20 protein-coding genes and 1 pseudogene are annotated in these 25,856 nt (G+C 70.6%); 10 read left to right on the forward strand and 11 right to left on the reverse strand.

Annotation, left to right across the window (positions count from 1 at the left end):
- Positions 1-49: 49 nt before the first annotated feature.
- Positions 50-2,251 carry a serine/threonine-protein kinase gene (locus SSP29_RS09415; protein WP_089100096.1) on the forward strand — a complete coding sequence of 734 codons (2,202 nt, stop codon included), beginning with the start codon at positions 50-52 and terminating at the stop codon, positions 2,249-2,251.
- 195 nt (positions 2,252-2,446) lie between these two features.
- Here the strand turns inward: SSP29_RS09415 and SSP29_RS09420 are convergent, their stop codons facing one another.
- On the reverse strand, positions 2,447-3,001 hold the full coding sequence (locus SSP29_RS09420; RefSeq protein WP_089100097.1) for a Uma2 family endonuclease: 555 nt from the start codon (positions 2,999-3,001) through the stop codon (positions 2,447-2,449).
- Between the two features lie 539 nt (positions 3,002-3,540).
- Between SSP29_RS09420 and SSP29_RS09425 the strand changes: the two genes are divergently transcribed.
- On the forward strand, positions 3,541-5,547 hold the full coding sequence (locus SSP29_RS09425) for a hypothetical protein (RefSeq protein WP_089100098.1): 2,007 nt from the start codon (positions 3,541-3,543) through the stop codon (positions 5,545-5,547).
- Here SSP29_RS09425 and SSP29_RS09430 read toward each other — a convergent pair.
- Positions 5,540-5,926, reverse strand: coding sequence for a cupin domain-containing protein (locus tag SSP29_RS09430; RefSeq protein WP_089100099.1), 387 nt, complete (start codon positions 5,924-5,926; stop codon positions 5,540-5,542). The genes SSP29_RS09425 and SSP29_RS09430 overlap by 8 nt on opposite strands.
- Positions 5,927-6,010: 84 nt before the next feature.
- Here SSP29_RS09430 and SSP29_RS09435 point away from each other — a divergent pair, with 84 nt between their 5' ends.
- Complete coding sequence (locus SSP29_RS09435) at positions 6,011-7,192, forward strand: putative hexosyltransferase (protein ID WP_150133831.1); 1,182 nt, start codon at positions 6,011-6,013, stop codon at positions 7,190-7,192.
- A gap of 32 nt (positions 7,193-7,224) precedes the next feature.
- Here the strand turns inward: SSP29_RS09435 and SSP29_RS09440 are convergent, their stop codons facing one another.
- Together SSP29_RS09440 and clpB are read right to left on the reverse strand one after the other, a co-directional pair.
- Positions 7,225-7,752: a type III secretion system chaperone family protein gene (locus SSP29_RS09440; protein ID WP_089100100.1), complete on the reverse strand. Its 528-nt coding sequence runs from the start codon at positions 7,750-7,752 to the stop codon at positions 7,225-7,227.
- 202 nt (positions 7,753-7,954) lie between these two features.
- A complete protein-coding gene (gene clpB / locus SSP29_RS09445; RefSeq protein WP_089100101.1) occupies positions 7,955-10,567 on the reverse strand; it encodes an ATP-dependent chaperone ClpB in 2,613 nt (870 codons plus the stop codon).
- A 113-nt stretch (positions 10,568-10,680) separates the two neighbouring features.
- Between clpB and SSP29_RS09450 the strand changes: the two genes are divergently transcribed.
- Positions 10,681-11,094 carry a pyridoxamine 5'-phosphate oxidase family protein gene (locus SSP29_RS09450; RefSeq protein WP_089100102.1) on the forward strand — a complete coding sequence of 138 codons (414 nt, stop codon included), beginning with the start codon at positions 10,681-10,683 and terminating at the stop codon, positions 11,092-11,094.
- Between the two features lie 216 nt (positions 11,095-11,310).
- Here the strand turns inward: SSP29_RS09450 and SSP29_RS09455 are convergent, their stop codons facing one another.
- Positions 11,311-11,607, reverse strand: a complete 297-nt coding sequence (locus tag SSP29_RS09455; RefSeq protein WP_167449907.1) for a Rieske (2Fe-2S) protein — start codon at positions 11,605-11,607, stop codon at positions 11,311-11,313.
- A gap of 333 nt (positions 11,608-11,940) precedes the next feature.
- On the opposite strand from SSP29_RS09455, the gene SSP29_RS09465 reads away from it, so the two are divergent.
- Positions 11,941-12,972, forward strand: a complete 1,032-nt coding sequence (locus SSP29_RS09465; RefSeq protein WP_245883055.1) for a helix-turn-helix domain-containing protein — start codon at positions 11,941-11,943, stop codon at positions 12,970-12,972.
- Positions 12,969-13,958 carry a helix-turn-helix transcriptional regulator gene (locus SSP29_RS09470; protein ID WP_089100106.1) on the forward strand — a complete coding sequence of 330 codons (990 nt, stop codon included), beginning with the start codon at positions 12,969-12,971 and terminating at the stop codon, positions 13,956-13,958. Before SSP29_RS09465 ends, SSP29_RS09470 begins: the two co-directional genes overlap by 4 nt.
- On the opposite strand, the gene SSP29_RS09475 is transcribed toward SSP29_RS09470, so the two are convergent.
- Positions 13,921-14,973, reverse strand: a complete 1,053-nt coding sequence (locus SSP29_RS09475) for a helix-turn-helix transcriptional regulator (RefSeq protein WP_089100107.1) — start codon at positions 14,971-14,973, stop codon at positions 13,921-13,923. The genes SSP29_RS09470 and SSP29_RS09475 overlap by 38 nt on opposite strands.
- A 394-nt stretch (positions 14,974-15,367) precedes the next feature.
- Here SSP29_RS09475 and SSP29_RS09480 point away from each other — a divergent pair, with 394 nt between their 5' ends.
- Genes SSP29_RS09480 through SSP29_RS09490 form a run of 3 tightly spaced genes read left to right on the forward strand, consistent with a single transcriptional unit; the run spans position 15,368 to position 18,688 of the window.
- Complete coding sequence (locus SSP29_RS09480; RefSeq protein ID WP_089100108.1) at positions 15,368-16,915, forward strand: circularly permuted type 2 ATP-grasp protein; 1,548 nt, start codon at positions 15,368-15,370, stop codon at positions 16,913-16,915.
- Positions 16,912-17,844 (forward strand): alpha-E domain-containing protein, encoded by a 933-nt coding sequence (locus SSP29_RS09485; protein WP_089100109.1) that lies wholly within the window; start codon positions 16,912-16,914, stop codon positions 17,842-17,844. Before SSP29_RS09480 ends, SSP29_RS09485 begins: the two co-directional genes overlap by 4 nt.
- A 1-nt stretch (position 17,845) precedes the next feature.
- The gene (locus SSP29_RS09490; RefSeq protein WP_089100110.1) at positions 17,846-18,688 is read left to right on the forward strand and encodes a transglutaminase family protein; all 843 of its coding nucleotides are present in this window, start codon (positions 17,846-17,848) and stop codon (positions 18,686-18,688) included.
- A 224-nt stretch (positions 18,689-18,912) separates the two neighbouring features.
- On the opposite strand, the gene SSP29_RS09495 is transcribed toward SSP29_RS09490, so the two are convergent.
- Positions 18,913-20,025 carry a sugar ABC transporter substrate-binding protein gene (locus SSP29_RS09495; protein WP_089100111.1) on the reverse strand — a complete coding sequence of 371 codons (1,113 nt, stop codon included), beginning with the start codon at positions 20,023-20,025 and terminating at the stop codon, positions 18,913-18,915.
- Positions 20,026-20,318: 293 nt separating this feature from the next.
- On the opposite strand from SSP29_RS09495, the pseudogene SSP29_RS09500 reads away from it, so the two are divergent.
- Positions 20,319-21,209: pseudogene (locus SSP29_RS09500) on the forward strand (PA14 domain-containing protein); the annotation flags it as partial.
- A 403-nt stretch (positions 21,210-21,612) separates the two neighbouring features.
- On the opposite strand, the gene SSP29_RS09505 reads toward SSP29_RS09500, so the two are convergent.
- The 4 genes from SSP29_RS09505 to dnaK are packed head-to-tail and all read right to left on the reverse strand — an operon-like array spanning position 21,613 to position 25,768.
- The gene (locus tag SSP29_RS09505) at positions 21,613-22,059 is read right to left on the reverse strand and encodes a heat shock protein transcriptional repressor HspR (protein WP_089100113.1); all 447 of its coding nucleotides are present in this window, start codon (positions 22,057-22,059) and stop codon (positions 21,613-21,615) included.
- 5 nt (positions 22,060-22,064) lie between these two features.
- Positions 22,065-23,243, reverse strand: coding sequence for a molecular chaperone DnaJ (dnaJ, locus tag SSP29_RS09510; RefSeq protein ID WP_089100114.1), 1,179 nt, complete (start codon positions 23,241-23,243; stop codon positions 22,065-22,067).
- A gap of 36 nt (positions 23,244-23,279) precedes the next feature.
- Positions 23,280-23,936 (reverse strand): nucleotide exchange factor GrpE, encoded by a 657-nt coding sequence (gene grpE, locus SSP29_RS09515; protein ID WP_089100115.1) that lies wholly within the window; start codon positions 23,934-23,936, stop codon positions 23,280-23,282.
- Positions 23,933-25,768, reverse strand: a complete 1,836-nt coding sequence (gene dnaK, locus SSP29_RS09520; protein ID WP_089100116.1) for a molecular chaperone DnaK — start codon at positions 25,766-25,768, stop codon at positions 23,933-23,935. The genes grpE and dnaK overlap by 4 nt, the downstream gene beginning before the upstream one ends.
- Positions 25,769-25,856: the final 88 nt, after the last annotated feature.

Consider the following 25,856-nt stretch of genomic DNA (forward strand, 5'->3'; position numbering starts at 1 on the left):
GCCGCTGAACGATTCCGTGACGTGTGGGACTTGGAAGGGTTGACCGGCGATGCCGCTGAGCACCGAGGAGTCGGGGTCCATCGGGGCGATAGGCGGCTACCTGCTCGTCGACCGGCTCGGCAGTGGCGGCATGGGAGTCGTCTACCTCGGCCGCTCCGCCTCCGGACGCCGCGTCGCCGTCAAGGTCGTACACGCGCAATACGCGCAGGACGAGGAGTTCCGCACCCGTTTCCGCCAGGAGATCGCGGCGGCACGGCGCGTCAGCGGAGCGTTCACCGCCCCCGTCGTGGACGCCGACCCGGACGCCGAACTGCCGTGGATGGCGACGCTGTACGTGCCGGGCCGCACCCTCGATGACCTCGTCGCCGAGCAGGGCGCACTCGGCGGGCCCGGACTGCGCACGCTGGCCCTGGGGCTGGTGGAGGCGCTGCGGGACATCCACCAGGCCGGTGTCGTGCACCGGGACCTGAAGCCGAGCAACGTGCTGATGGCCGACGACGGCCCGCGCGTCATCGACTTCGGCATCTCACGGGCGGCCGACAACGAGGCCCTCACGGTGACCGGACGCCTCATCGGCACCCCACCCTTCATGTCCCCCGAGCAGTTCGCCTCGCCCAAGGACGTGACCGCCGCCTCGGACGTCTTCTCGCTCGGCTCGCTCCTGGTGTACGCCGCCACCGGAAACCGTCCCTTCGAAGGCGGCAGCCCGTACATGACGGGCTATCAGGTGGTGCACGAGCAGCCCTCCTTGGACGGCGTACCGGAGCCGCTGCTGGGCATCGTCGAACGCTGCCTGGCCAAAGACCCGGCCGACAGGCCTCGACTGGACGAACTGCAACGGCTGTTCAGGTCCCTGCCGGACACGGCCGACGCCGTGGCGGTGGGCGGCCCGCCGACCGTGCCGGGACACCGGAGACACTCCCGGGGCGCCGGCGACACCACCGCCGCCGGGCACGCCGGTCGCGGACGCCGGACGCGTCGGCTGGTTGTCCTCGGCGCGATCCTGGCCGTCACCGGGGTGTCCGCGTCGATGTACCACCTCAAGTCGAGCGCGCAGTCCGGCGATGCCCGTCCCGGCGCGAGCGCCTCGGCGTCCCCGGCCCCGGCACTTCCCACCGGCTGGCGGCCCTGGCAGACGCATCTCACCCGAGCCGTGCGGGACGATTCGTCGAGCATCAACGTGGGCGATGTGGACGCCGGTTGTGTGTCCGCCGGATCCGCCCTGTACTGCGCGGGCACCGGCTTCACGGTGGCCCGTCTCGACGCCGCCTCGGGCCGCGTCGCGTGGCGGTACGGGAACAGTTCCCAGGCGGCCGAGCGACCCTTGGGCGTGCGGGACGGGATCGTCTACACATACGAGCAACCGGACGAGGTGTACGCGGACCAACGGGTGATCGCCCTCGACGCCGACACCGGCAGACGCGTCTGGACCCGTGAGGTCAGCGCGACGGCGCGCGTCGCCCTGTTCGACGGCGGCGTCCTGGCGATGTCGGACACCGCGAAGGAGTTCGTCGCCCTGGACGCCACCACGGGCAAGGACCTGTGGCGCGCCCCGGCCAAGTCGTCGGCGGGCAGCCTCTGTGCCCCGGTGGTCCTGGGCGACGCTCCCTACGGTCTCTGCGCCGACGCGAACGACCCCACCAAGGGCTCGGCCGGCCTGCTGCGCTTCGACCCGGCCGGCGGCACGGCGGACGCACTCGACCCGCTGCCCGTGAGCGCGACGCCGCTCGGCACCCTCGCCGGGGGGCCGCTGTTCGTGCTGCCGAAGGACACCACCGGGTACCAGCCGGACGATGGCAAGGACGAGTCGTACACCGCTCTGCTGCGGGTGAACCCGAACACCGGCACCGCCACCAGGATTTTCCTGGAAGGCACCCCGCGCGGCACACCGACCGTGATCGACCGGACCGTGTACTTCGTCCGCCCCGACGGGACGGTCACCGCGGTCGATGCCGCCAACGGCACCCGGCTGTGGCAGCGGGACACGCAGATCGAGAACCTGTCGGCTCCGGTGCGCTCGGCGACGTACGACACCGTCTACCTCGCCAACCGCTACGGCCGCCTCGCCGCCCTCGACCAGGACACCGGGGCCGTCCGCTGGACCACGCCCAAGCTGGACGACCCGGGCACCTCGGTGCAGAACACGATCCCGAGCGTGCTGCTGGCGTACGACGCGATCGTGGCCGTGGCAGGGGAGACGGCCTTCTCGGTGAGCCCGGTCCGGGGGCCGACGGGAGAGACGGCGAACTGACGGCCTCCGGGTTCCGCGAGCGGAGCAGGACGAGACGGGTTCGGTCGCGCGGGTCGCCGAGCAGCTCGCTGAAGGGCGCAAGCCCCTGCCCGACCGGGTCCGGCACGGCGAGATCCATGGCCGCCGCCGACCAGGAACGCGCGTCCGACGACGGAGCTGCCGACGGCATGGCCTTGCCGCACCGGGAGTCCTTCGTCAGCGGGCGTCCGCCTCGGGCTCCGGACGCGGGAGTTCGTCGAGGTCGAGGGTGAAGGTACGGCCGTCGGCCAGCGGGATGGGGAGCTTGCCCGTGCCGTACTTGTGGGTGTGTGCCGCGATGTAACCCGTGGCGGTCGGCTGGGTGTGCAGGACGACTTCCTGGGCGTAGGGGTCCACGACCAGGTAGATCGGGATGCCATAGCGGCCGTACTTCGCGGTGCAGTCGTCGTAGTCCTTGCGTGCGGATGAGGTCGAGACGACCTCGGAGATCAGCAGGACGTCCTCGAAGCTGTAGCGCTTGCCTTCCTTGCGTGCGTCCTCGCGCAGGATCGCCAGGTCGGGGGCGGAGTTCTCGTCGGCGGGGAAGTCGATGCAGACATCGGAGGCGGTCTTCGCATGGCGTCCGAGGGACACGATCGTGTCGTACTGCATCGACTTGATCGTGCTGGAGTGCTCGAAGCTCTGCGGAGTCATGATCACCTTTCCGTCGGCCCCGAACAGGACCGTGTACCCCTCGGGGAACTCGGTGTGAACGATCGCGTCGACGCTCATGGACGGCTCCTTCCCGTGTGTGGTCAGGATACGGCGGACAGCGCCGCTCCCCGAGGCCGTACAGCGACCGGCTCACCAGCAGTCCTGGAGACACCTCTGGTGAGCCTGTTGCACGACACCGAATGAGTGCACGAACGAGGTGTCGCCTGGGTGACGTCGACGCCGGAGCTGGTCACGGCGGTGCGCTCGGTTCGCCTTCTGCAAGAAGGACGACGTCCTCCGCGAGGCCACCGGCCGTCTGCAACGCCTGGCGTCCTGAATCGGACGGGGGCCCGGGTGCCGGGCGGAGCGCTGTCGGTGAGCCTTCCGCTCCTTGGGACGACCGGCGTGGTTCTTGACACCCGATCGGAGTCCATCCAAGATCTTCACGCTGCTGCCACACTGGCCACCCGCTCCCCGTCCGTACACCGTGACTCGGGGATGGTCTGCGCCACGCCTCTCGTTTCCGGGTCCGTCATGGAGCCGGGCCCCGAGCGGAAGCGGCTTGCGGACCGCACCCGGCGCCTCCGCCGAGCCAGGGCAGGCCCAGGAGGAGAGACATGGGTATATCCCGATCCGTCAGATCGCTCGCCGTCGCCGCGAGTGCCGCCGTGCTGTGCGCCGTCGCGCCCGCGCCGGCCGCCGTCGCGGACGACACCGGTGCCGTGATCACGTTCGACGGCGTCTCCTCGGACGCCGGAGGCGACGGCACGGTCAGCGCCGGGCAGACGATCACCGGCACGACCGATGTCACCTTCACGGTGCACGCGGACCCGGACGACGAGCCGACCGCGGCCGTGGTCAGCATCACCGGCAGCGGTGAATACCAGGGCACCGGCACGGTCGAGCAGACCTTCAGCCTGAACCCGGGGGACTGCCTGCCCTCCTGCACCCTGCACGCGACCCTGGACACCGCCGCCACCCAGCAGTTCGGAGGCTCAGCGAACGGGGTGGCCGCGCCGCTGGTGAACGACGGCGCGAACACCCTCCACGTCGAGGTGGACAGCCCCCGCCCGCGGACCGTCACCGCCGACACCGCCGTCACCGTCGACAACGGCCGGCCGGTCGTCAGCCTGCCCGATCTGCCCGGCGACGACGCCTGGACCACCCGCAAGCCCGTGGGCCTGACCGCGGACGGCGAGTTGTCGCTGCGCGCCACCGCGACCGGCGGCGACGGCGTCTCGCGCGTCCGGTACTTCAGCACCAGCAGAGCCTGGCCCGCTCCTGCCGACCTGACCGCCCCGGACAGCGGCGCGACATGGACCACCACCCTGGACACGAGTGCGGTCCCGGCCGGCCTGTACGCCGGAGACCTCTACGTCGTGGCCTACGACAAGGACGGCCGCGCGGGTTCCCCGGTCCGGGCCGTCACCCTGGTCGACCACGGCTTCACGATCACGCCGAAGCTCGGCACCGTCATCCGCCCGTACGAGACCCCGGTGAGCGTGACCTACGCCTACCCGTCGGCGCTCGACAAGGCATTCCCGGCCAACCTCAACTACGCCTACCCGGTCAGCACCACCGTGTCGCTCGACGGCAAGGCACAGGCGACGACGCCGGTCGGCGCCTCCACCTACGAGGGCAACACCGCGGGCTTCCTCGCCGACCTCGGCCCGCTCCCCTACGGCAGCCACACGCTGACGTTCGACACCGTCGACAACCGCGGTGCCCACGGCCGGGCGGACCTGCCGGTCACGGTGGTCTCCGAGGTCACGCCGACCTGGACGGACGGCTTCCAGGACTTTCCCGTGGCGGGCAGCAGCTGGAAGCTCGCCGCCACGACATCCGCCGACGACGGCGTCAGCCGGGCCGAGCACTGGACCCTCGACGTGGACGGCGCGACGGTCGCCACCGGCAGCTATCCCGCGCAGCCCTCGGGCACCTGGAAGGCCACCACCACCGGGGTGCACGACGTCACGCTGACCATCGTCTCCCAGTACGGCGACACCACCGTCAGCAGCCTGCCGCTCCGCGTCGTGGCCGCCACGACGACCCAGCTGACCGGCCCGGCCACCAGCACCTACGGCGGCAAGGCGACCTTCACCGCCACCGTGGCCCAGACCGGCGCCAAGCCCGCGGCCGGCGCCAAGGTCAGCTTCCAGTACAAGCGGGCGGGCACCACCACCTGGAAGACCCAGGCGACCGTCACCGCGGACAGCGCCGGCAAGGCGTCCTACGCCACGACCGCCAAGTACAACGGCGCCTGGCGTGCCGTCACCGCGGCCAAGAACCTGACGTGGACGTCCTCCACCAGCAAGACCCTGACCTCGCACGTCAAGGCCGTACTCACGGTCAGCAGGCCGGCTGCCACCGCGGTCCACGGCAAGCCCGCGTCCTACACCGCGCTCAGCTCCCCGTACGTCAAGGGGACCGCACTGCGCTTCCAGGCCCGCCAGAAGAACGGCACGTGGGTGACCCTCACCAGCGCCGCCCTCGCGACGAGCGGCAGCGCCACCACGAAGATCACCTTCTCGCGCGCGGGGACGTGGACGCTACGGGTCTACCGCCCGGGTACCACCGATCTGACGGACACGTACTCCGCGTCCTGGACGGTCAAGGTCAGCTGATCCGGGAGCCGTCGTCTCCGGCCACCGCGTAGCCGGGCACGGACGGCCACCGGACGGTCAGGACCACGGACTCCTCCTCCGCGAACCACGAGTGGTCGACTCCGCGCCCCCACACGACGTAGTCACCCTGCTCCTCCAGCACCACGCTGCGGCCGGGCAGTTCGACGCGGAAGCGGCCGCTGACGAGAACCAGGAGAGCCGTGCGTTCCTCGCCCTCCACCCACTGGGAGCGCTCGTCGCCACGGGGGTGGACACCCCACTTGATCTCCACGGCCTCGCTGTGGCGGGGATCGCCGGTGTCCTTGAAGTGCCCGAGAAGCCATCCCCGGTCCAGTGCCGCATCCCTGCCCGCATTGCCCACGTACACGCCGTCGCTCACGGGGCTGGACGCTAGCAGCACCCGGCTACCCCATCGGGCGTACATCTCTCGCACATCACCTCGGTTCCCCTGCACTGTGCGAATGTGAGCCACGCCAGCACCACCGCCCTCGCCCCGCCCGTCGCGCAGCAGCCCGGTACCCGGCTGTCCCTCGTCACCGCGGGCGGGGTCGCCGTGGGGCTGTTCGCGGCAGCCCGGCTCACCGGCATGGTCGTGATAGCGCTGGCCGCCTGGGCGGGCGGCCGGCATCCGCTGACCCTGCTCGGGAGGTCGTGGGACGCGGCGTGGTACCTGGGGATCGCCGCGCACGGCTACGGCCGCACGCTGTACTTCGGCCCTGGCGTCATCCACAGCGACCTGGCGTTCTTCCCGCTCTACCCGGCCCTGGTCCGGACCCTGACGGCCGTCACCCCGCTCAGCGGGGCCGGTGCGGGTCTGCTGGTGTCCTGGACGGCCGCCGCCGTCGCCGCGGCCGGCGTCTACGCGGTGGGCGCCCGCCTGCACGGCCGTGCGGTGGCCACCGCCCTGGTGCTGCTCTGGGGCCTGCTCCCGCACTCCGTGGTCCTGTCCATGGCGTACACGGAACCCGTCCTGACCGCCTTCGCCGCCTGGTCGCTGTACGCGGTGCTGGCCGGGAACTGGCTGTGGGCGGGCACCCTGGCCGCCCTGGCCGGACTGTCCCGGCCCAACGGCTTCGCGGTGGCGGCGGCCGTCCTGCTCGCCGCCGCCGGCGAGCTGCGCCGCACCCGCGGCCGGGTTACCCACAGGCTGTGGACGGGCGCGGCGCTCGCCCCGCTCGGCTGGACGGCTTACGTCCTGTGGGTGGGGCGGCGCAGCGGGAACCGGCTGGGCGGCTACTTCGACGTACAACGGCTGTGGGGCTCGCGCTTCGACTTCGGCCGGGGCTCGCTGGCCTTCGTCCGTACGCTGCTGCTGCGCGGCGACCGCTTCGTCTTCCCGATGTCCCTGGTGATCGTGGCGGCGGCGGTGGTCCTGTTCGCCCTCCTGGCCCTCGACCGCGCCCCGCTGCCGCTCCTCGCCTACACCGCCGTGCTCCTGCTGATCGCGCTGGGCGGCTCGGGCTTCTTCGAGTCGAAACCGCGCTTCCTGCTCCCGGCCTTCCCGCTGCTGCTCCCGCTGGCCCGGGCGCTGGTCCGCACGGCGAGAGCCCGGCCCTGGCACGCGACGGTGGTGGTCACGGCCCTGGCCGGGCTCTCGTTCGGCTACGGCACGTACCTGGTCGTGTACGCGCAGACACCGCTGTAGGAAATCTGTGGGAGGAACTGTGGGAGGACGGCCTACTCGTCGTCCTCGGGCTTCTCGGCCTCGTTGACGTCCTCCTCCAGGCCGAGCTGCTCGACCAGCCACTTGTCGAACTCGATCGCGGCCCGCACCCAGCTGACCGTGGACGAGACGAAGTGGTTGATGTCGACGCCCGTGCCGATCAGCATCTGGGCCTCACCGATGAGACGGACGGTGCCGTCGTCGTGGGTGTGGGTGTAGACCTTGGGCCACAGGGTCCGCCGGTTCCAGTCGTCGATCGATTCGAGCAGCTGCGGCTTCTCGTCGATCTTGTGGGGGCGGTCGTAGAACGTCCGCACCGAGAAGACGGCCTGCTCGTCCTCGCCGCGGAACATGAAGTAGGTACGGAACTGCTCCCACGGCGCCGCGAGGTCACCCTCGTCGTCGACGACGTACTTGAGCTCCATCTGGTCGAGGAGCTGCTTCACAAGATCCTGATCCGGGACGACGGGGCCCGCCGGTCCTTGGGGCTGCGGCTCGGGCTGGCCCCCGAAGTTCGGAATCGAGGACGGGTCGATGGTCACCGTGATTTTCCCTTCGTCTGGACCCCGCCATCCTCCCTCATGCGGGGAGGGGGGCCGCAACCCCGGCCGGTCCTTCAGCCGTGGGCTGACAGGATCCCGGCAACCGCCCGGCGGTCGATCCTCCGGTTGGCCGTGAAATGGCCGGGGTGCCCGTGGACCCATCGGTTCACGGGCACCCCGGCCCCACTGCCGCCCGAGGACGTCAGAGCGTCTTGGCGGGCTTCTCCTCGGCTGTCGCCGGGCCCACGATCAGTCCCTCCCCGAACGCGTCCACCCGGATCGTGTCGCCGTCCTTGACCTCGCCGGCCAGGATCTCCCTGGCCAGCCGGTCGCCGATGGCGGTCTGCACCAGGCGGCGCAGCGGGCGGGCGCCGTAGGCCGGGTCGTTGCCCTCCTCGGCGAGCCAGGCCAGGGCCTGAGGGGTGATCTCCAGGGCGAGCCGGCGGTCGGCGAGGCGCTTGGCGAGCCGGTCGATCTGGAGCCGGGCGATCCGGGCCAGTTCGTCCTTGGCCAGGGCGGAGAAGACCACCAGGTCGTCCAGCCGGTTCAGGAACTCCGGCTTGAAGGACTGCCGGACCGTCTCCAGGACCTGCCGCTTCTTCTCCTCCTCGCCGAGGACCGGGTCGACCAGGTACTGGCTGCCCAGGTTGGACGTCAGCACCAGGATGGTGTTGCGGAAGTCGACCGTGCGGCCCTGGCCGTCGGTGAGGCGGCCGTCGTCCAGCACCTGGAGGAGGATGTCGAAGACCTCGGGGTGGGCCTTCTCCACCTCGTCGAGGAGCACGACCGTGTACGGCCTGCGGCGGACCGCCTCGGTCAGCTGGCCGCCCTCCTCGTAGCCGACGTATCCGGGCGGGGCGCCGACCAGCCGGGCCACGCTGTGCTTCTCGCTGTACTCCGACATGTCGATGCGGACCATCGCCCGCTCGTCGTCGAAGAGGAAGTCGGCGAGGGCCTTGGCGAGTTCGGTCTTGCCGACGCCGGTCGGGCCGAGGAAGAGGAAGGAACCGGTGGGGCGGTCCGGGTCGGCGATGCCGGCGCGGGACCGTCGTACGGCGTCGCTCACCGCTCGTACGGCCTCGGTCTGGCCGATCAGGCGGCGGCCCAGCTCGTCCTCCATGCGGAGCAGCTTCTGGGTCTCGCCCTCCAGCAGGCGCCCGGCCGGGATCCCGGTCCAGGCCGCCACGACGTCGGCGATGTCGTCGGAGCCGACCTCGTCCTTGACCATGGTGTCCCGGGCCGTCTCCTCCTCGGCCTCGGACGCGGCCTCCAACTCCTTCTCCAGCTGCGGGATCTCGCCGTACAGCAGCTTGGAGGCGGTGTCGAAGTCGCCGTCGCGCTGGGCGCGTTCGGCGGTGCCGCGCAGTTCGTCGAGCTTCTCCTTCAGCTCGCCGACCCGGTTCAGGGACTGCTTCTCGCGCTCCCAGCGGGCGTTGAGGCCGCGCAGCTCCTCCTCCTTGTCGGCGAGGTCGCGGCGCAGCTTCTCCAGGCGCTCCCGGGAGGCCGGGTCGGTCTCCTTCACCAGCGCCAGCTCCTCCATCTTCAACCGGTCCACGGAGCGCTGGAGTTCGTCGATCTCGACGGGCGAGGAGTCGATCTCCATGCGGAGCCGGGAGGCGGCCTCGTCGACGAGGTCGATGGCCTTGTCGGGGAGGAAGCGGGAGGTGATGTAGCGGTCGGAGAGGGTCGCGGCGGCGACCAGCGCGCTGTCGGCGATCTGGACCTTGTGGTGGGCCTCGTAACGGCCCTTCAGGCCACGGAGGATGGCGATGGTGTCCTCGACGGTCGGCTCCGCCACCAGCACCTGCTGGAAGCGGCGCTCAAGGGCCGGGTCCTTCTCGATCCGCTCCCGGTACTCGTCCAGGGTGGTCGCGCCGACCATGCGCAGTTCGCCGCGGGCCAGCATCGGCTTCAGCATGTTGCCGGCGTCCATGGCGGAGTCGCCGCCCGCGCCCGCGCCGACGACCGTGTGCAGCTCGTCGATGAAGGTGATGATCTGCCCGTCGGAGTCCTTGATCTCGGCGAGGACGGTCTTCAGCCGCTCCTCGAACTCGCCGCGGTACTTGGCCCCGGCGACCATGGCCCCCAGGTCCAGCGACACCAGCCGCTTGTCCTTCAGCGACTCGGGGACGTCGCCCTTCACGATCCGCTGGGCGAGCCCTTCCACCACGGCGGTCTTGCCGACGCCGGGCTCGCCGATGAGGACCGGGTTGTTCTTGGTCCGGCGGCTGAGCACCTGCACGACCCGCCGGATCTCCTGGTCGCGCCCGATGACGGGGTCGAGCTTCCCGTCCCGCGCGGCCGCCGTGAAGTCGGTGCCGAACTTCTCCAGCGCCTTGTACTGGCCCTCGGGGTCGGCGGTGGTCACCCGGCGCCCGCCGCGCGCCTTCCGGAAGGCCTCCACCAGCTTCTTCGCGGTGGCCCCCTGCCGGTCGAGCACCTCGCCGGCCGCGCCGCCCTTCGCGGCGATGCCGATGAGCAGGTGCTCGGTGGAGAGGTAGTCGTCGCCGAGCTCCCTGGCGCGTTCGTCGGCGTCGGCGAGGACCGCGAGCAGTTCGCGGTTGGGCTGCGGGGGCGCGACCGTGGAACCGGTCACGCTGGGCAGCGCGGCCAGCACGCGCTCGGCGCCCTGGCGTACGGCGGCCTGGTCGGCGTCGACGGCCGCGAGCAGGTCGGTGATGTTCTCGTTGTCCTGCCCTGCCAGCAGAGCCAGCAGCAGGTGGGCGGGTGTCAGGTCCGCGTGCCCCTCGGTCACGGCCCGGCTGCTGGCCGCGTTGATCGCGTCCCGGCTCCTGTTGGTCAGCTCGGCGTCCACGTTCGCGTTCTCCTCCTCGGCGTCCTACGGCTGACTCAGCCAACGTACACAAAGTTGAGTCTATTCCACTCAAGGTGCGTTCGGGAGCCCTTCCGGGGACTACCTTCCGGACCATGAGTACATACCGCGTGAACCCCGCCGCACCGGACGAGGCGTACCTGCGCTTCTGGCAGGAGCGCCACCAGTGCACCCTCACGACCCCGCGCCCCGACGGCAGCCCGCACGTCGTCCCCGTGGGGGTGAGCTACGACCCGGAGGCGGGGCTGGCCCGGGTGATCACGAACAAGGGGAGCGCGAAGGTGTCCCACGTGCTGGGCGCGGGGCCGGACGGGGCACGGGTCGCGGTGTGCCAGGTGGCGGGGCGGCGGTGGGCGACCCTGGAGGGCCGGGCGCACGTCCGGACCGACCCGGAAAAGGTCGCGGAGGCGGAGCGGCGGTACGCCGAGCGGTACGGGAGGACGCCCGGCGAGAACCCGTCCCGGGTGGTGATCGAGATCACAGTGGAGCGGGCGATGGGGCGGGGGTGACGAACGGGAGCGAGGGGCGCGGGTGAGGGCGGACGCGGGGCCGGGGTGACCACCCCGTTCTGGCGACTGGTTTCAGCCACCATGGGGTATGGCCGAAACCAGTCGATACGTCGAAATGTCCCCCCAAAACTGCAGCGGCGTCACCGTGTTCAGGTCACGGTGACGCCGCTGCGGGGGGAAGCACCTGAGCGATCTTTTTACGACGGGGGAATCGCGTCAGGCACTGCGGGGGGTGGCCGAGATGGTCCTCACGTCCGGGACGTCCGGCTCAGCCAGCCGGTGGTCCCGTTGGTCCAGGTTCACAAAGATCATTCCGTACCGGATCGCACACCGCACGGGCTGCGGCGCACCCCGGGGCTTGCGCAGGCACCGGTACGCCCGTACGTCCTCGTCCTCGTCCCGCGTGACGACGACCGGCTCACCGAAGACTGTCACCATCAACGAGTCACCACTGTGGGGGATGGCGGTGACCAGGTCGATGAAGTGCCAGCCGGATCGGTACGCGGTGGCCATTTCACGGCGGAAGGATCGGTCGTCGGGTGGGGTGGTCACTTCAGCTCCCGGCTCCATCGGTCACGGAATCAGTAGTGCCGGCAGTCTCGGAGTCCGCGGCAACCGACGGCCAGCTGCTGTTCGCACGAACCTCACTCCCCCCGGCGGCCGAAAAGCCACTGAGCACTCCGAGAGCTGCGACGGCGGAGAAGGCGGCAACAAGCAGCGAGCGAAGCAGTTTGTTACGCATCTTCGGCTTCGTCCTCACTTGAAGGTCCCCTTTTCCCCCGTCAGGTACGACGATGGCTCATTCGGGCACGTCGTGGCCACACAATCGGTGCATCATGTTCCTGCATGTTCAGGACCCTGGGGGGTGGAGTTTTGGTAACAAGTCACTCGAATGCGACACATCCCCACGCCTCGAACGAGCTGTGCGAGGAGGGCAGTCGTCTGTATGCGGCCGCTCTCCGTTCCGGGCGGATCGCCCGGACGGACGCGGAACCGGTCCCCTGCCTGATGGACTCGGCCCTGCTGCACCCCGATCCCGACGATCCGAACTGGCTGCGCCCGGTTCCGCCGGCCATCGCCCTGGCCCAGCGCCTCAACCCCATCGAGCGCGAGATCACCGAGCGCCGCCAGCTGGCCACCGACATCGCCGGTGTCTTCGAGCCCTTCATGTCCATCGGCGGCCAGTCCTCGTCGGGCGGCGGCTCGATCACGGTGCTGGAGGGCGGCGAGCGCATCAACAACGCGCTCAACCTGGCCACCGCCCAGTGCCACACGGAGATGCTCACGGTCCAGCCGAGCGACCGGATGCCCGAACGCAGCGCGCTGCGCGGCCTGGAACGTGACAAACCCCTCATAGAACGGGGCGTGCGGATCCGGACCCTGTACCAGCACACCGCCCGGTACAGCCAGGAGAAGCTGGCCTACGCGGCCCACATGGCCGACGGCAAGGTGGAGTACCGCTCCATAGACGAGCTGGTGGAGCGCCTGATCATCTGTGACGAGACGGTCGCCTTCATCCCCATCCGGGACGACCAGCAGGTCGCCCTGGAGCTGCGCCACCCGGGCCTGGTCCGCTACCTGGTCAAGGTGTTCGAGTTCATGTGGAACCGGGCGGTCCCGCTGAGCGCCGGCGCCCCCTACGAAACCGCTCCCGACGGCATCACCGACATCCAGCACTCGATCGCCAAGCTGCTGGTCGAGGGGCATGTCGACGAGGCCATCGCGCGCCGCCTGGGCATGAACGTCCGGACCTGCCGGGCCCACATCGCCAAGCTGGCCCAGGTACTCGGCAGCGGCAGCCGTGCACAGCTCGGCTACCTGATCGCGCAGTCCGGGATCCTGGACCAGAAGATCCCCGGGGAGGGCGGCTTCCGGTGACGCCGGCCCCGCACACCGAGCACGGCGCCGAGGACCTGTGCGTCGCGGGAGCGGAACTCTACGAGCGCGCCCTCGGCCACGGGCACGTCTCCGTCCGGGACGCCGAGGAGGTGCCCTGCCTCGTCGACCTCGGCCTGCTGCACGCGGTGCCGGCCGACCTCGGCCGGCTGGAGCCCCTGGCCCCGGCCGTCGCCCTGAACCGGCTGCTGCGCGGTGCCCATGGCCGCATCACCCGCGAGTGGCGGCGGCAGGAGCGCCTGGCGGAGCTCTTCGCACCGCTGCTGCGCATCGCGCCGGACCCCGGCACGGTGCCGGACTCCCCGGCCCTGCGGCTGCTCAGCGGCACCCGGCGGATCAACCAGGCCATCGACGAGGCCATGGCACAGGCGCGGGACGAGATCCTCTGCATCCAGCCGCACGCCGGCATGGTCGGCGAGCGCGGCACCATCGCGGAAACCGCCGCCTTCGGGCGCGACAAGGCCTTCCTCGACCGCGGCGGCCGGTTCCGCACGCTCTACCAGCACACCCTGTTCCATGTGCAGGCGATATACACCTACGCCGCGGCCATGCCGGGCGACAACGTGGCCCGCGGCCTCGACGAGGTACCCGACCGGCTGCTCGTCATCGACCGCACCGTCGCCTTCCTCCCCGCCGACGGCGACGGCACCCTCGCCCTCGAAGTCCGCCACCCCGCGCTGATCACGTACTTCGCCACCGCCTTCGACCGCCTCTGGCGGCTGGCCACCCCCGTCCACCCGCACCGCGAGCACCGCCCCACCGTCAACGGCATCACACCCCGCCAGCAGGCCATCGCCGCCCTCCTCGTAGAGGGCCACACCGACGCCGTCATCGCCGAACGCCTCGGCATGAACATCCGCACCGCCCGCGTCCACATCGCCAAACTCGCCACCACCCTCGGCAGCGACAGCCGCGCCCAGCTCGGCTACCTCATCGGACGCTCGGGGATCCTTGATCAGGAAGGCTGACCGCGGCCGGTGCCGCGCTGCCGCCGCCCGGCGGGCGGTCCAGGCCCACCTGCGCTATCCGCACGCCCAGTTGGGTACGGCTGGCCGCGCCCAGCGTCTCCGAGAGGCGGGCGATGTGGGCCCGGCAGGTGCGGACGCTGATGCCGAGGCGTTCCGCGATCACCGCGTCCTGGTGGCCCTCGGCGAGGAGCGCCGCGATGGACTGCTCCCGGTGCGAGATGCCCTCGATGCCGGTGTCGGGGAGCGGGGCGGTGAGCGGGATCGCCAGCCGCCACAGACGTTCGAAGACCGTGAGGAGGTACTCGACCAGGGCGGGGTGGCGCAGCTCAAGGGCCATCGTGCGGTCCGCGTTCGCGGGGATGAACGCCACCGTGCGGTCGAAGAGGATGAGGCGGTCGATGACCTCGTCGAGCGAGCGGGCCTCGACCGCGTCGCCCATCAGCTCCAGGTAGTTGAGCAGGCCCTGGCCGTGCCGGGCGACATGCGTGTAGAGATCGCGCATCCGCACGCCGCGCCCGCGCAGGGCGACGGCCCGGTGCAGCCCCTCGGTCAGCTCCGACTCACGCCGGATACCGCCCGGCTGCACGGTCAGCACCTCCTGTGTGCAGGCCTCCGTCGCCTCGTCCATGGCCGCCTGGATCCGTGACAGCCCGTCGAGCACCCGGATGGCCGCCGTGCCCTCCGCGGACACCGACACGGCCTGCAGGTGGCGTCCCAGACCGGCGTACCACTCGAACGCCGCGACCGCCGACCCCATCCGCCGCTGGCTGTCCGTCACCTCGTCGTAGACCCCGCGCAGCAGCCGGGTCATGACCTCCTGCGGGGCGGTCGGCACCAGCCAGTCCATGTCATCGGGGTCGGGGTGCAGCAGCGCCAGCTCCAGCAGGCAGGGCACCGCGTCGGCGTCCCTGCGCAGCACCCGGCCCCGGCGCACGGCCCGGGAGTACACGCGGTCCCCGGCGGCGCACAGCCGGTCGGCACCGTGTGGATGCTCCTCCGTCCCGTGCCCGGCCATCGCCCATTCCACCCCCGGTTTGCTGCCTCTTCCGCAGCGCAACTATGAGCGGTCCGGACCGGGTCCGCAACACGGCTACCCGCGCCCGGGGCGTCGCAATACCCGGATACGGCCGGATATCGCACCGCCTCCGCAGGCCGCGTTGCAACAAGATGACGGTGGTGGCAGCGGGGCGTGCGGGGCAGGGTGGAAGCCGCTTCCCACGGGTGTCGCCGTACACCCGGCGGGGCCCCGGGCCATCCTCCCCCGATCGGGCCGGGGCCCCGTGCAACGCGCCAACGGGGGAGGTGCGTTGCACGGGAGGGTCGCTCGCGGGCGCGTGACGCGGCGGACCGGCGGATCCCCGAAATCCGCCAGTGATCGCCGCGTTACGTGCCCGCTCTAACGTCCCTTCATGGCGGACATATTTGACGCGTACGCGTTGGCCGACGCGTGGGACGAGATGTTTGTACGGCCGGGTGAGGTCAGGACCGCCTACGAGCCGGTACTGGCGGCGCTCCAGCCGATCGAACCGAGTGAACTGAGGTTCCGGGCGGACCAGATGGCCCGGGCCTTCACCGACCGGGGGGTGACCTACGCCTTCGCGGGCGAGGAGCGGCCCTGGCCGCTTGACCTGGTGCCGAGGATCCTCGACGCCCTGGAATGGGATCTCATACAAAGAGGCGTGGCCCAGCGGGTCCGGGCCCTGGAGGCCTATCTGGCCGACGCCTACGGACACGCCCGGGCCTTCGAGGACGGGGTGGTGCCCTGGCGGCTGCTCCTTGGCTCGCCGCACTTCCACCGGGCCGCGCACGCGGTGGAGCCGCCCGGCGGGGTGCGCATCCACGTGGCCGGAATCGACCTGGTCCGGGACGAGGCCGGCGCGTTCCGGGTGCTGGAGGACAACGTCCGGGTGCCGAGCGGGGTGTCGTACGTCATCGAGAACCGCAGGGCGATGACCCGGGTCTTCCCCTCGCTCTTCGCCGAGCAGCACGTCCTTCCGGTCGACGGGTACGCCCAGCGGCTGCTGGCCGCGCTGCGGGCGGCGGCGCCCGGCGGGGCGGCGAGCGATCCCCGGGTGGTCGTCCTCACCCCCGGGCCCAGCAACGCGGCCTACTTCGAACACGCCCTGCTCGCCCGGCTGATGGGCGTGCAGCTGGTCGAGGGGCACGACCTGGTGTGCCGCAGCAACCGGGTCTGGATGCGGACGACCCGCGGCGAGGTGCCCGTGCACGTCGTGTACCGGCGCCTCGACGACGACTTCCTCGATCCCCTGCACTTCCGCCCCGACTCGGTGATCGGCTGCCCCGGCATCCTGAGCGCCGCCGTCGCGGGGAACGTCACACTCGCGAACGCCGTCGGCAACGGCATCGCCGACGACAAACTCCTCTACACCTACGTCCCGGACCTGATCCGCTACTACCTCGGCGAGGAACCGGTGCTCCCCAACGTGGAGTCCTACCGGCCTGACGAGCCGGGCCAGTTGGAGGCCGTCCTCGACCAGCTGGACCAGCTGGTGGTGAAGCCCGTCGACGGGGCCGGCGGACAGGGCATCGTGATCGGCCCGAAGGCCGACCGCGCGACCCTGGAACGCACTCGCAAAGCCGTCGCCGCAGACCCGCGCGGCTTCATCGCGCAGCGCCCGGTCGCCCTCTCCACCTCCCCCACCCTCTCGGGTGAACGGATGGCACCGCGCCACATTGACCTGCGGCCGTTCGCCGTGAACGACGGCGACGACATCTGGGTGCTGCCCGGCGGCCTCACCCGGGTCGCCCTCCAGGAGGGCAACCTGATCGTCAACTCCAGCCAGGGCGGCGGATCCAAGGACACCTGGGTGCTCGCCGAGGGCCCCGCCGAACGCCCCGAGCCGGTCGACGCGGGCCCGATCCCCGCGGTCGCCCCGCGCCGCCTCGGCCCGGACGGCACCCGTGCCGTCGTACCGGAAGGAGCGCACCAGCAGTGAACGACGTGATCCTCTCCCGTATCGCCGAATCGCTGACCTGGACCGGACGGTACGTCGAACGGGCCGACGCCACCGGCCGGATCCTCGACGCCTACCTGCACCGGATGCTGGAGGACCCCTGGCGCGACGAGGACGCGGCCTGCCGGTCGCTGTACGCGATCCTCGGCGTGGACGCCGGTGCGGAACGGGTCGACATGCAGCAGGTCCTGGACCAGCTCGCCTTCGACGCCCGCTCCACCTGCTCCATCGAGGGCGCCCTGGGCGCCGCCCGGCTGAACGCGCGCAGCGCCCGCGAGGCCGTCTCCTCCGAGATGTGGGAGTGCCTCAACTCCACCTGGCACGCGCTCGGCGACCGGCGCCGCGCGGCCCGCCGCACCGGCCCCTACGCCTACCTGGAGCTGGTCCGCAGCCGCGCCGCGCTCTTCTTCGGCCTGGCCGACTCCACCATGAGCCGGGACGACAGCTGGCGGTTCGTCGTCCTCGGGCGGAGCCTGGAGCGGGTGGACATGACCGTACGACTCCTTTCGGTGCGCGTGCTGGACGCGGCGCACGCGCCGGACTGGCCGACGCTGCTCAGCGCGAGCGGCGCCGACGAGGCGTACGCACGGGTGCACAGCGGGTTCGGGGACACCCCGAGAGTGGCCGAATTCCTGCTCCTGGACCGGGACTTCCCGCGCTCGGCGCTGCACGCGCTGACCACGGCGGAGGAGTGCCTGGCGGCGCTCGGCCGGCCCCGTCAGGACCCCGCCCGCTCCCCCGTCGGCCGGGCCCGCACCCGCCTCGAATACCTGGACACCGCCTCCCTGGAGGATCAGCTGCCCGTTCTGCTGCGCGACCTCCAGCAGGCCTGCATGGCGTCCGCCGACGCGGTGGCGGAGCGGTTCTTCCCGTACCAGGGGCCCGTCGAGTGGGCCCAGGAAGGAGCCTGAGATGGCTCGTCGCCTCCGTATCCGGCACACCACCCGGGTCCCCTACGCCCAGCCCGCCAGTTCCTCGCACAACGAGGTGCGGATGACCCCGCTGACCCTGCCGGGGCAGACCACCCTGGACGCGCGGGTCACCGTGCAGCCGGCGACCGCCGTCTGGTCGTACTGGGACTACTGGGGCACCCAGGTCACCGGGTTCGATCTGATCGACCCGCACGAGGATCTGACGATCACCGCGTCGAGCCTGGTGGAGACCTCGGCGCCGGGGCCGCTGCCGGCCGCGCCGGACTGGGCGGAGCTGGCCGAACAGGCCGCCGGGTCACGGCTGCTGGAGTTCGCGGGCCCGACCTCCCGTACGTCGGTGCCGAAGAAGCTGGTGAAGAAGGCGCGGGCCGCGGCGGAGGGGCTGGGGCCGCACGAGGCCGCGGTGGCCGTCTCCGAGATGGTCGCCGACCGGGTGGCCTACCTGCCGGGGACGACCGGCGTGAACACCTCCCCCGCGGAGGCGTGGGCCCAGCGGGCGGGCGTCTGCCAGGACATCACCCATCTCACCATCGCCCTGCTGAGGGGGCTGGGGCTGCCGGCCCGGTACGTCTCCGGGTACCTGCACCCGGAGCGGGAGGCGGAACTGAACCGGCCGGTCGCCGGGCAGAGCCATGCGTGGATCGAGTACTGGGCCGGCGACTGGTGCGGGTACGACCCGACGAACCGGGTGCGGGCCGGGGAGGACCACGTGGTGGTGGGCCGGGGCCGGGACTACGACGACGTCACGCCTCATAAGGGGATCTACCGGGGGGTCCCGGGAGGGGCTCCGGAGGTGACCGTGGAGTTCACGAGGGTGGCGTAGTCGTTCGCCCGCGGGCCGGCGGGGGCTGGTCGCGCAGTTCCCCGCGCCCCTGAAGGGGCGCGCTGCTCAGCCGCCTCCTACATGGACATAGCTGCGGGCAGGCGTGCCGCAGGGCGGCACGGGTGGGCGCAGCGGCACCCTGCCAGCGCCGGTAAGTGACACCCCGCCCGGAGCGCACAGCAGCCCCGTTCCCTGCGAAGGGAACGGGGCTGCCAGGCAAGGCTTTACTTGAGGCCCGCCTCCGCGCAAGCGGTCTTGTACGTGGCCGTGCAGATCTGCGAGATCTTGTAGATGCCGTCCGCGACGACGGTGTCCTTGATCTTGCTCTTGGTCACGGCGTTCACCTGGACCAGCTGGGACGGGATGTTCTTGTTGGTCGGGCTGTCGACGGTGTCCTGGGTGAGCGCGTCGAACTGGATGTCCTTGCCCTGCACCTTGTAGACGGCCATCTCGGCGGCGGCCTCGGCCTCGTCCGGGTACGGCTTGTAGACCGTCATGTACTGCTCGCCGATGAGGATCCGCTGGATGGCGTCGAGGTCCGCGTCCTGGCCGGTGATGGGCGGCATGGTGGTGACGCCGGCCGCCTTGAGGGCCTTGACGATGCCGCCCGCCATCGCGTCGTTGGCGGAGTAGACGCCGGCGATGTTGTCCTTGCCGATCGAGCCGATCGCCTTGGTGACCTCCTGCTGGGCGATCCCCGGGTCCCAGTCCTTGGTGTCGAACATGGCCCCGGTCGGAATCGTCACCTTGCCGGTCAGCTCGGACAGGGCGCCCGTCTTGAACTGCTTGGCGTTCGGGTCGGTCGGCGAGCCGTTGATCATGATGACCTTGTCGGAGGTGTCGACGTTGCTGCCGAGGCCCTCCAGGAGCGTACGGGCCTGCACCTCGCCCACCAGCTCGTTGTCGAAGGAGACATAGCCGGCGATGGGGCCCTCGGCGAGGCGGTCGTAGGCGATGACCGGGATGCCCGCCTCCTTGGCCTTCTTCACCGTGCCGGCGATGGCGTGCGAGTCGACCGAGTCCAGGATGATCACGTCGACCTTGTCGTCGATCATCTTCTGCATCTGCTTCGCCTGCGTGGAGGCGGTCGACGCGGCGTTCTGGTAGTCGACCTGGCCCTGCTTGTTGGTGAGCTCGGCGATCTTCGCCTTCATGATCGGGTAGTCGAAGTTGGTGTACCGGGTGTTGATCTTGTCCGGCATCAGCACGCCCACCGTGATGTCGTTGCCCTTCGTCGGGGTCGCGGTGGTCGACGATCCTGTCGCGTTGAGCATGCCGCAGCCGGCAAGCGAAAGGGTCATCGTGGACGCGGCCACAAACATGGCTATACGACGCATACGGGGGCTCACTTCAGGTGCGTTCCGGACGTGGGCTGCTTTGCGACCCAGATGTCTGAAAAGCCAACGCGTACGCCACACCCGGCGTCAAGCGGAACTACTTAACGAGTGCGCAACACCACGCTCCGCTGCACCTGTGAAGGCGGAGCGGAACCCTCTCCAAACACTCTTTACGGACCCTCCATCCAACGGGAGTTCACGAGAAGGCAAAGATCGGTACAACCAAGTCCTTTCCTCGTGAGTCGTCATCGGCGACAGCCGCCCCCGGCGCGGCCATACGACCAGAGGACCGAATGAACCCAGCCAGAGGCACCGCGGCCGTCGCCGTGGTGCTCGCCACGGCCGGCACCCTGCTCGGCAGCACCGCCGTGACCGCCTCGGCCGCCACGACCTGTGCGTCCCCCGTCTTCAAGCGGGAGTTGTTCGCGAACACCACGTTCAAGGGCACCCCGAAGAAGACCGACTGCGACTCCGCGATCAGCGAGAGCTGGAGCGGGGCGCCCGCGTCCGGGCTGCCGAAGGACAACTTCGGCGTCCGCTGGACGGTGACCCGGGACTTCGGCTCCGGCGGACCCTTCGCCCTCGCCGCCTCCGGACTCGACGGCATCCGCGTCTACCTCGACGGCACCCGCAGGATCGACCTGTGGAAGAACACCACCAAGACCGTCGCCAAGACCGTCAACGTCACCGTCCCCAAGGGCAGGCACACCCTCCGCGTCGACTACGCCAACTGGACCGGCGCCGCCAAGGCCAAGTTCACCTACACGCCGAGTACTTCGGCCGCCGTCGACAAGGTCAAGCCGCTCACCCCGCTGGATCCGCTGGTGTCCTACGACAGCGGATCCAACACGACGAAGCTGAGCTGGACGAAGAACCAGGAGCTGGACCTCGCGGGCTACCGGGTCTACCGGCGGCTGCGGGGCAGCACCGGCTGGACCCGGCTGACCACCACCACCGCGACCTCGTACACCGACACCCCGCCCGCGACCGGCGCCGTCTACTACTACGAGGTGCGCGCCTACGACAAGGCGGGCAACGAATCCGCCGGCACCGCCGACCAGTCGGTCACCAGCATCACGCTGGCCGCGCCGACCGGCCTCGGCTGGTCGGTCACGGACACCACGGCCACGGTGACCTGGCGGGCGGTGCCGGGCGCTCCATCCTTCAGGGTGGAGAGGTGTACGGCATACTCGCCCCGGCGGCCCGGAGGGCCGCAGAGCCATGGCATGATCGCCCTGTCCGGCAACGTAGTTGTCGGACCTACCGCCGGACGGGCGGGAAGTCAGGCCGGTGGAGGTCTGGTAAGACCGGTCCTCACCGACCGGCACGGACCCGTGAAGCAGGAACCCACGGTGGTACCGCGAAGCGGTACGGACCGGAATCTCCAGTCCTCGGGCTGGAGAGGACGTCAATGGGTGGATGCGATCGACAACGCGGGCAACTCCACCACTACTGGGTGACCGCGCTGTACGCCGACGGCACGGAGTCGGCGCCCGGCGCGGAGTCGGCGGTCCTGGAGCCGTGACCGGCACGGGAAGGGCCCGGAGGTCCACGACCTCCGGGCCCTTCCCGTCTGCTCGGTCCTGCTCAGTCCTTCGCCTTCTTCGGCCGCCACACCACCAGTGCGCTGGTCTGCTGCACCTCCTGGTACGGGACCAGGTCGCGGCGGTAGGAGGCGTGGACGGCGGCCTCGCGCTGCTGCATCGCGGCCGCCGCGCCGTCGACCGCCGCCTGGAGTTCGGCGACCCGCTGCTGGAGCGCGATGACCTGGTTCTCCAGTTCGATGATGCGCTTGATGCCGGCCAGGTTGATGCCCTCGTCCTGCGACAGCGCCTGCACCTGGCGGAGCAGTTCGATGTCACGGGCCGAGTAGCGGCGGCCCCGCCCGGCCGTGCGGTCGGGGGAGACCAGCCCCAGGCGGTCGTACTGGCGCAGCGTCTGCGGGTGCAGTCCGGAGAGCTGGGCCGCCACCGAGATGACGTAGACCGGGGTCTCCTCGGTCAGTTCATACGGGTTACGTCGACGGCCGTCCATCTCTGTCATGCTCCCTTCGCGGCCTCGAACAGCTCGGCCCGCGGGTCCTCGCCCGCGGTCGCCTCGCGATACGCCTCCAGCGCGTCACGAGCCTTCCCCGACAGGTCCTTCGGGACACTCACCTCGACGGTGACCAGGAGGTCGCCGCGGGTGCCGTCCTTGCGGACCGCGCCCTTGCCACGGGCGCGCATGGTGCGGCCGTTGGGCGTGCCCGGGGGCAGTTTCAGGGTGACCGGCGGTCCGCCCAGGGTGGGCACCCTGACCTCGCCGCCGAGCGCCGCCTCGGTGAAGGTCACCGGGACGGTCACCGTGAGGTTGTCGTCCTTGCGGCCGAACACCGGGTGGGTGTCGACGTGGACCATCACGTACAGGTCGCCCGCCGGACCGCCGCGTTCGCCCGGCGCGCCCTTGCCGCGCAGGCGGATGCGCTGGCCGTCGGTCACCCCGGCGGGGATGCGGACCTGCATGGTCCTGGACGACTTGGCGCGGCCGCTGCCCTTGCACTCCATGCAGGGGTGCTCGGCGATCAGGCCGCGGCCCTTGCAGTCCGGGCAGGGGTCGGTGAGCGAGAAGCCGCCTCCGGATCCTCGCGCCACCTGGCCGGTGCCGACACAGGTCGGGCACACCCGCGGGGTGCCGTTCTTGTCGCCGGTGCCCGAACAGGCCTTGCAGGGGGACTGCGAGGACATCCGCAGCGGGACCGTGGCGCCCTCGATGGCCTCCGTGAAACTCAGCGTGACCTCGGACTCGATGTCCTGGCCGCGCCGCGGCTGGGTCCGGCCGGCCGTGCCGCCGCCCCGGTTGAACAGGCCCCCCAGGACGTCACTGAAGCCGCCGCCGCCCCCGCCGAAGCCGCCCCCGCCCTGGGCGTTGCCCCCGAAGAGGTCGCCCAGGTCGAAGTTGAAGTTGCCGCCGCCCGCGCCCGGCCCCGGGCGGAAGCCGCCGTTGCCGAAGAGGGCGCGGGCCTCGTCGTACTCCTTGCGCTTCTTGGGGTCGCCGAGTATGTCGTTCGCCTCGGAGATCTCCTTGAAGCGCTCCTCGGCCTTGGCGTTGCCCTTGTTGGCGTCCGGGTGGAACTCGCGGGCGAGCTTCCGGTACGCCTTCTTGATCTCGGCCTCGGTGGCGTCCTTGGGGACGCCGAGGACCTTGTAGTAGTCCTTCTCGATGAAGTCCTTGGTGCTCATCCCCGACGCCCCTCCTTCCGCTCGGTACTTATTGCGTCAGCCCTCTTCAGGGCCGTTGTCCTTCTCGTCGCCGGCCGCCGGGGCCTCGTCGGCCCCCTCGGCCTTCACCGCCGTCGCTCCCGGCTGCGGTTCGGCGACCGCCACCCGCGCGGGGCGGATGGTGCGCTCGCCGATGCGATACCCGGGCTGCAGGATCGCCACGCACGTCGTCTCGGTGACGTCCGGCGCGTAGCTGTGCATCAGCGCCTCGTGGATCGTCGGGTCGAAGGGCTCGCCCTCCTTGCCGAACTGCTGCAGGCCCATCTTCGCCGCGACCGTCTCCAGCGACTCGGCCACCGACTTGAAACCGCCGACCAGTTCGCCGTGTTCCCGCGCGCGGCCGATGTCGTCGAGCACGGGCAGGAGTTCGGTCAGGAGGTTCGCGATGGCGATCTCCCGGACCGTGATCCGGTCGCGCTCCACCCGGCGGCGGTAGTTCTGGTACTCGGCCTGGAGGCGCTGGAGGTCCGCGGTGCGCTCGCCGAGCGCGGTGCGCACCTGGTCCAGCTGTGCCGTCAGGCCGGCAAGCTGTGCGCTTGAGTCCCCGGCCGGGGCCGCCCCCTGTGCGGGAGCGGCCTTCGGCGCGGCGTCGTCGGGGGTGGCGCCGGAGGGGACGTCGGGCTTCTCCTCGAAGCCCGGGGTCTCCTCCGTCACGCGGCACCGTCCTTGCGCTCGTCGTCGACGATCTCGGCGTCCACCACGTCGTCGGCGGCGTCACCGGCGGGGGCACCGCCGGCGGCGGCCTGCGAGGCCTGGGCGTCGGCGTACATGGCCTGGCCCAGCTTCTGGGAGACGGCGGCGACCTTCTCGGTGGCGGTGCGGATCTCGGCGGTGTCCTCGCCCTTGAGGTGCTCCTTGAGCTCCTCGATGGCGGCCTCGACCTCGGTCTTGATCTCGCCCGGGACCTTGTCCTCGTTGTCCTTGAGGAACTTCTCGGTCTGGTAGACGAGCTGCTCGCCCTGGTTGCGGGTCTCGGCGGCCTCGCGGCGGCGGTGGTCCTCCTCCGCGTACTGCTCGGCCTCCTGGCGCATCCGGTCGACCTCGTCCTTCGGCAGCGAGGAGCCGCCGGTGACGGTCATCTTCTGCTCCTTGCCCGTGCCGAGGTCCTTCGCGGTCACGTGCATGATGCCGTTGGCGTCGATGTCGAAGGCGACCTCGATCTGCGGGACACCGCGCGGGGCCGGCGGCAGACCGGTCAGCTCGAACATGCCGAGCTTCTTGTTGTACGCCGCGATCTCGCGCTCGCCCTGGTAGACCTGGATCTGGACGGAGGGCTGGTTGTCCTCGGCGGTGGTGAAGATCTCGGACCGCTTGGTCGGGATCGTCGTGTTCCGCTCGATGAGCTTGGTCATGATGCCGCCCTTGGTCTCGATACCGAGGGACAGCGGGGTCACGTCGAGGAGCAGGACGTCCTTGACCTCACCCTTGAGCACACCGGCCTGCAGGGCGGCGCCGATGGCGACGACCTCGTCCGGGTTGACGCCCTTGTTGGCGTCCTTGCCGCCGGTCAGCTCCTTGACGAGCTCGGCGACGGCGGGCATCCGGGTGGAGCCGCCGACGAGGACGACGTGGTCGATCTCGCCGAGCTGGATGCCGGCGTCCTTGATGACGTTGTGGAACGGCGTCTTGCAGCGCTCCAGCAGGTCCGCGGTCAGCTGCTGGAACTGGGCGCGGGTGAGCTTCTCGTCGAGGTGCAGGGGACCCTCGGCGGAGGCGGTGATGTAGGGCAGGTTGATCGAGGTCTCGGTGGAGCTGGACAGCTCGATCTTGGCCTTCTCGGCGGCCTCGCGGAGGCGCTGCAGGGCCATCTTGTCCTTGCCGAGGTCCACGCCGTGACCGGCGGCGAACTGCTTGACCAGGTAGTCGACGACGCGCTGGTCCCAGTCGTCACCACCGAGGTGGTTGTCGCCGTTGGTGGCCTTCACCTCGACGACGCCGTCGCCGATCTCCAGGAGGGACACGTCGAAGGTGCCGCCACCGAGGTCGAAGACGAGGATCGTCTGGTCGTCCTTGTCGAGGCCGTACGCGAGCGCGGCCGCGGTGGGCTCGTTGACGATGCGCAGGACGTTCAGACCGGCGATCTCGCCGGCCTCCTTCGTCGCCTGGCGCTCGGAGTCGTTGAAGTAAGCCGGGACGGTGATGACCGCGTCGGTCACCTTCTCGCCCAGGTACGCCTCGGCATCCCGCTTGAGCTTCTGCAGGATGAACGCGGAGATCTGCTGGGGGTTGAAGTCCTTCCCGTCCAGCTGGATCTTCCAGTCGGTACCCATGTGACGCTTCACGGACCGGATCGTCCGGTCCACGTTGGTGACCGCCTGGCGCTTGGCGACCTCGCCTACCAGAACCTCGCCGTTCTTCGCGAAGGCGACGACGGACGGCGTGGTCCGGGCACCCTCGGCGTTGGTGATGACGGTGGGCTCGCCGCCTTCAAGAACGCTGACGACGGAGTTAGTCGTGCCCAGGTCGATGCCGACCGCACGTGCCATGGTGATTTCCTCCAGCTGACTTGAGTGGAACGGACTCAAGTGTGCATCAAGCCTCGCCCTGGGTCAACAGACCTGAGTGGGACAGACT

Source organism: Streptomyces hyaluromycini (assembly GCF_002217755.1).
Classification (GTDB): Bacteria; Actinomycetota; Actinomycetes; order Streptomycetales; family Streptomycetaceae; genus Streptomyces; species Streptomyces hyaluromycini.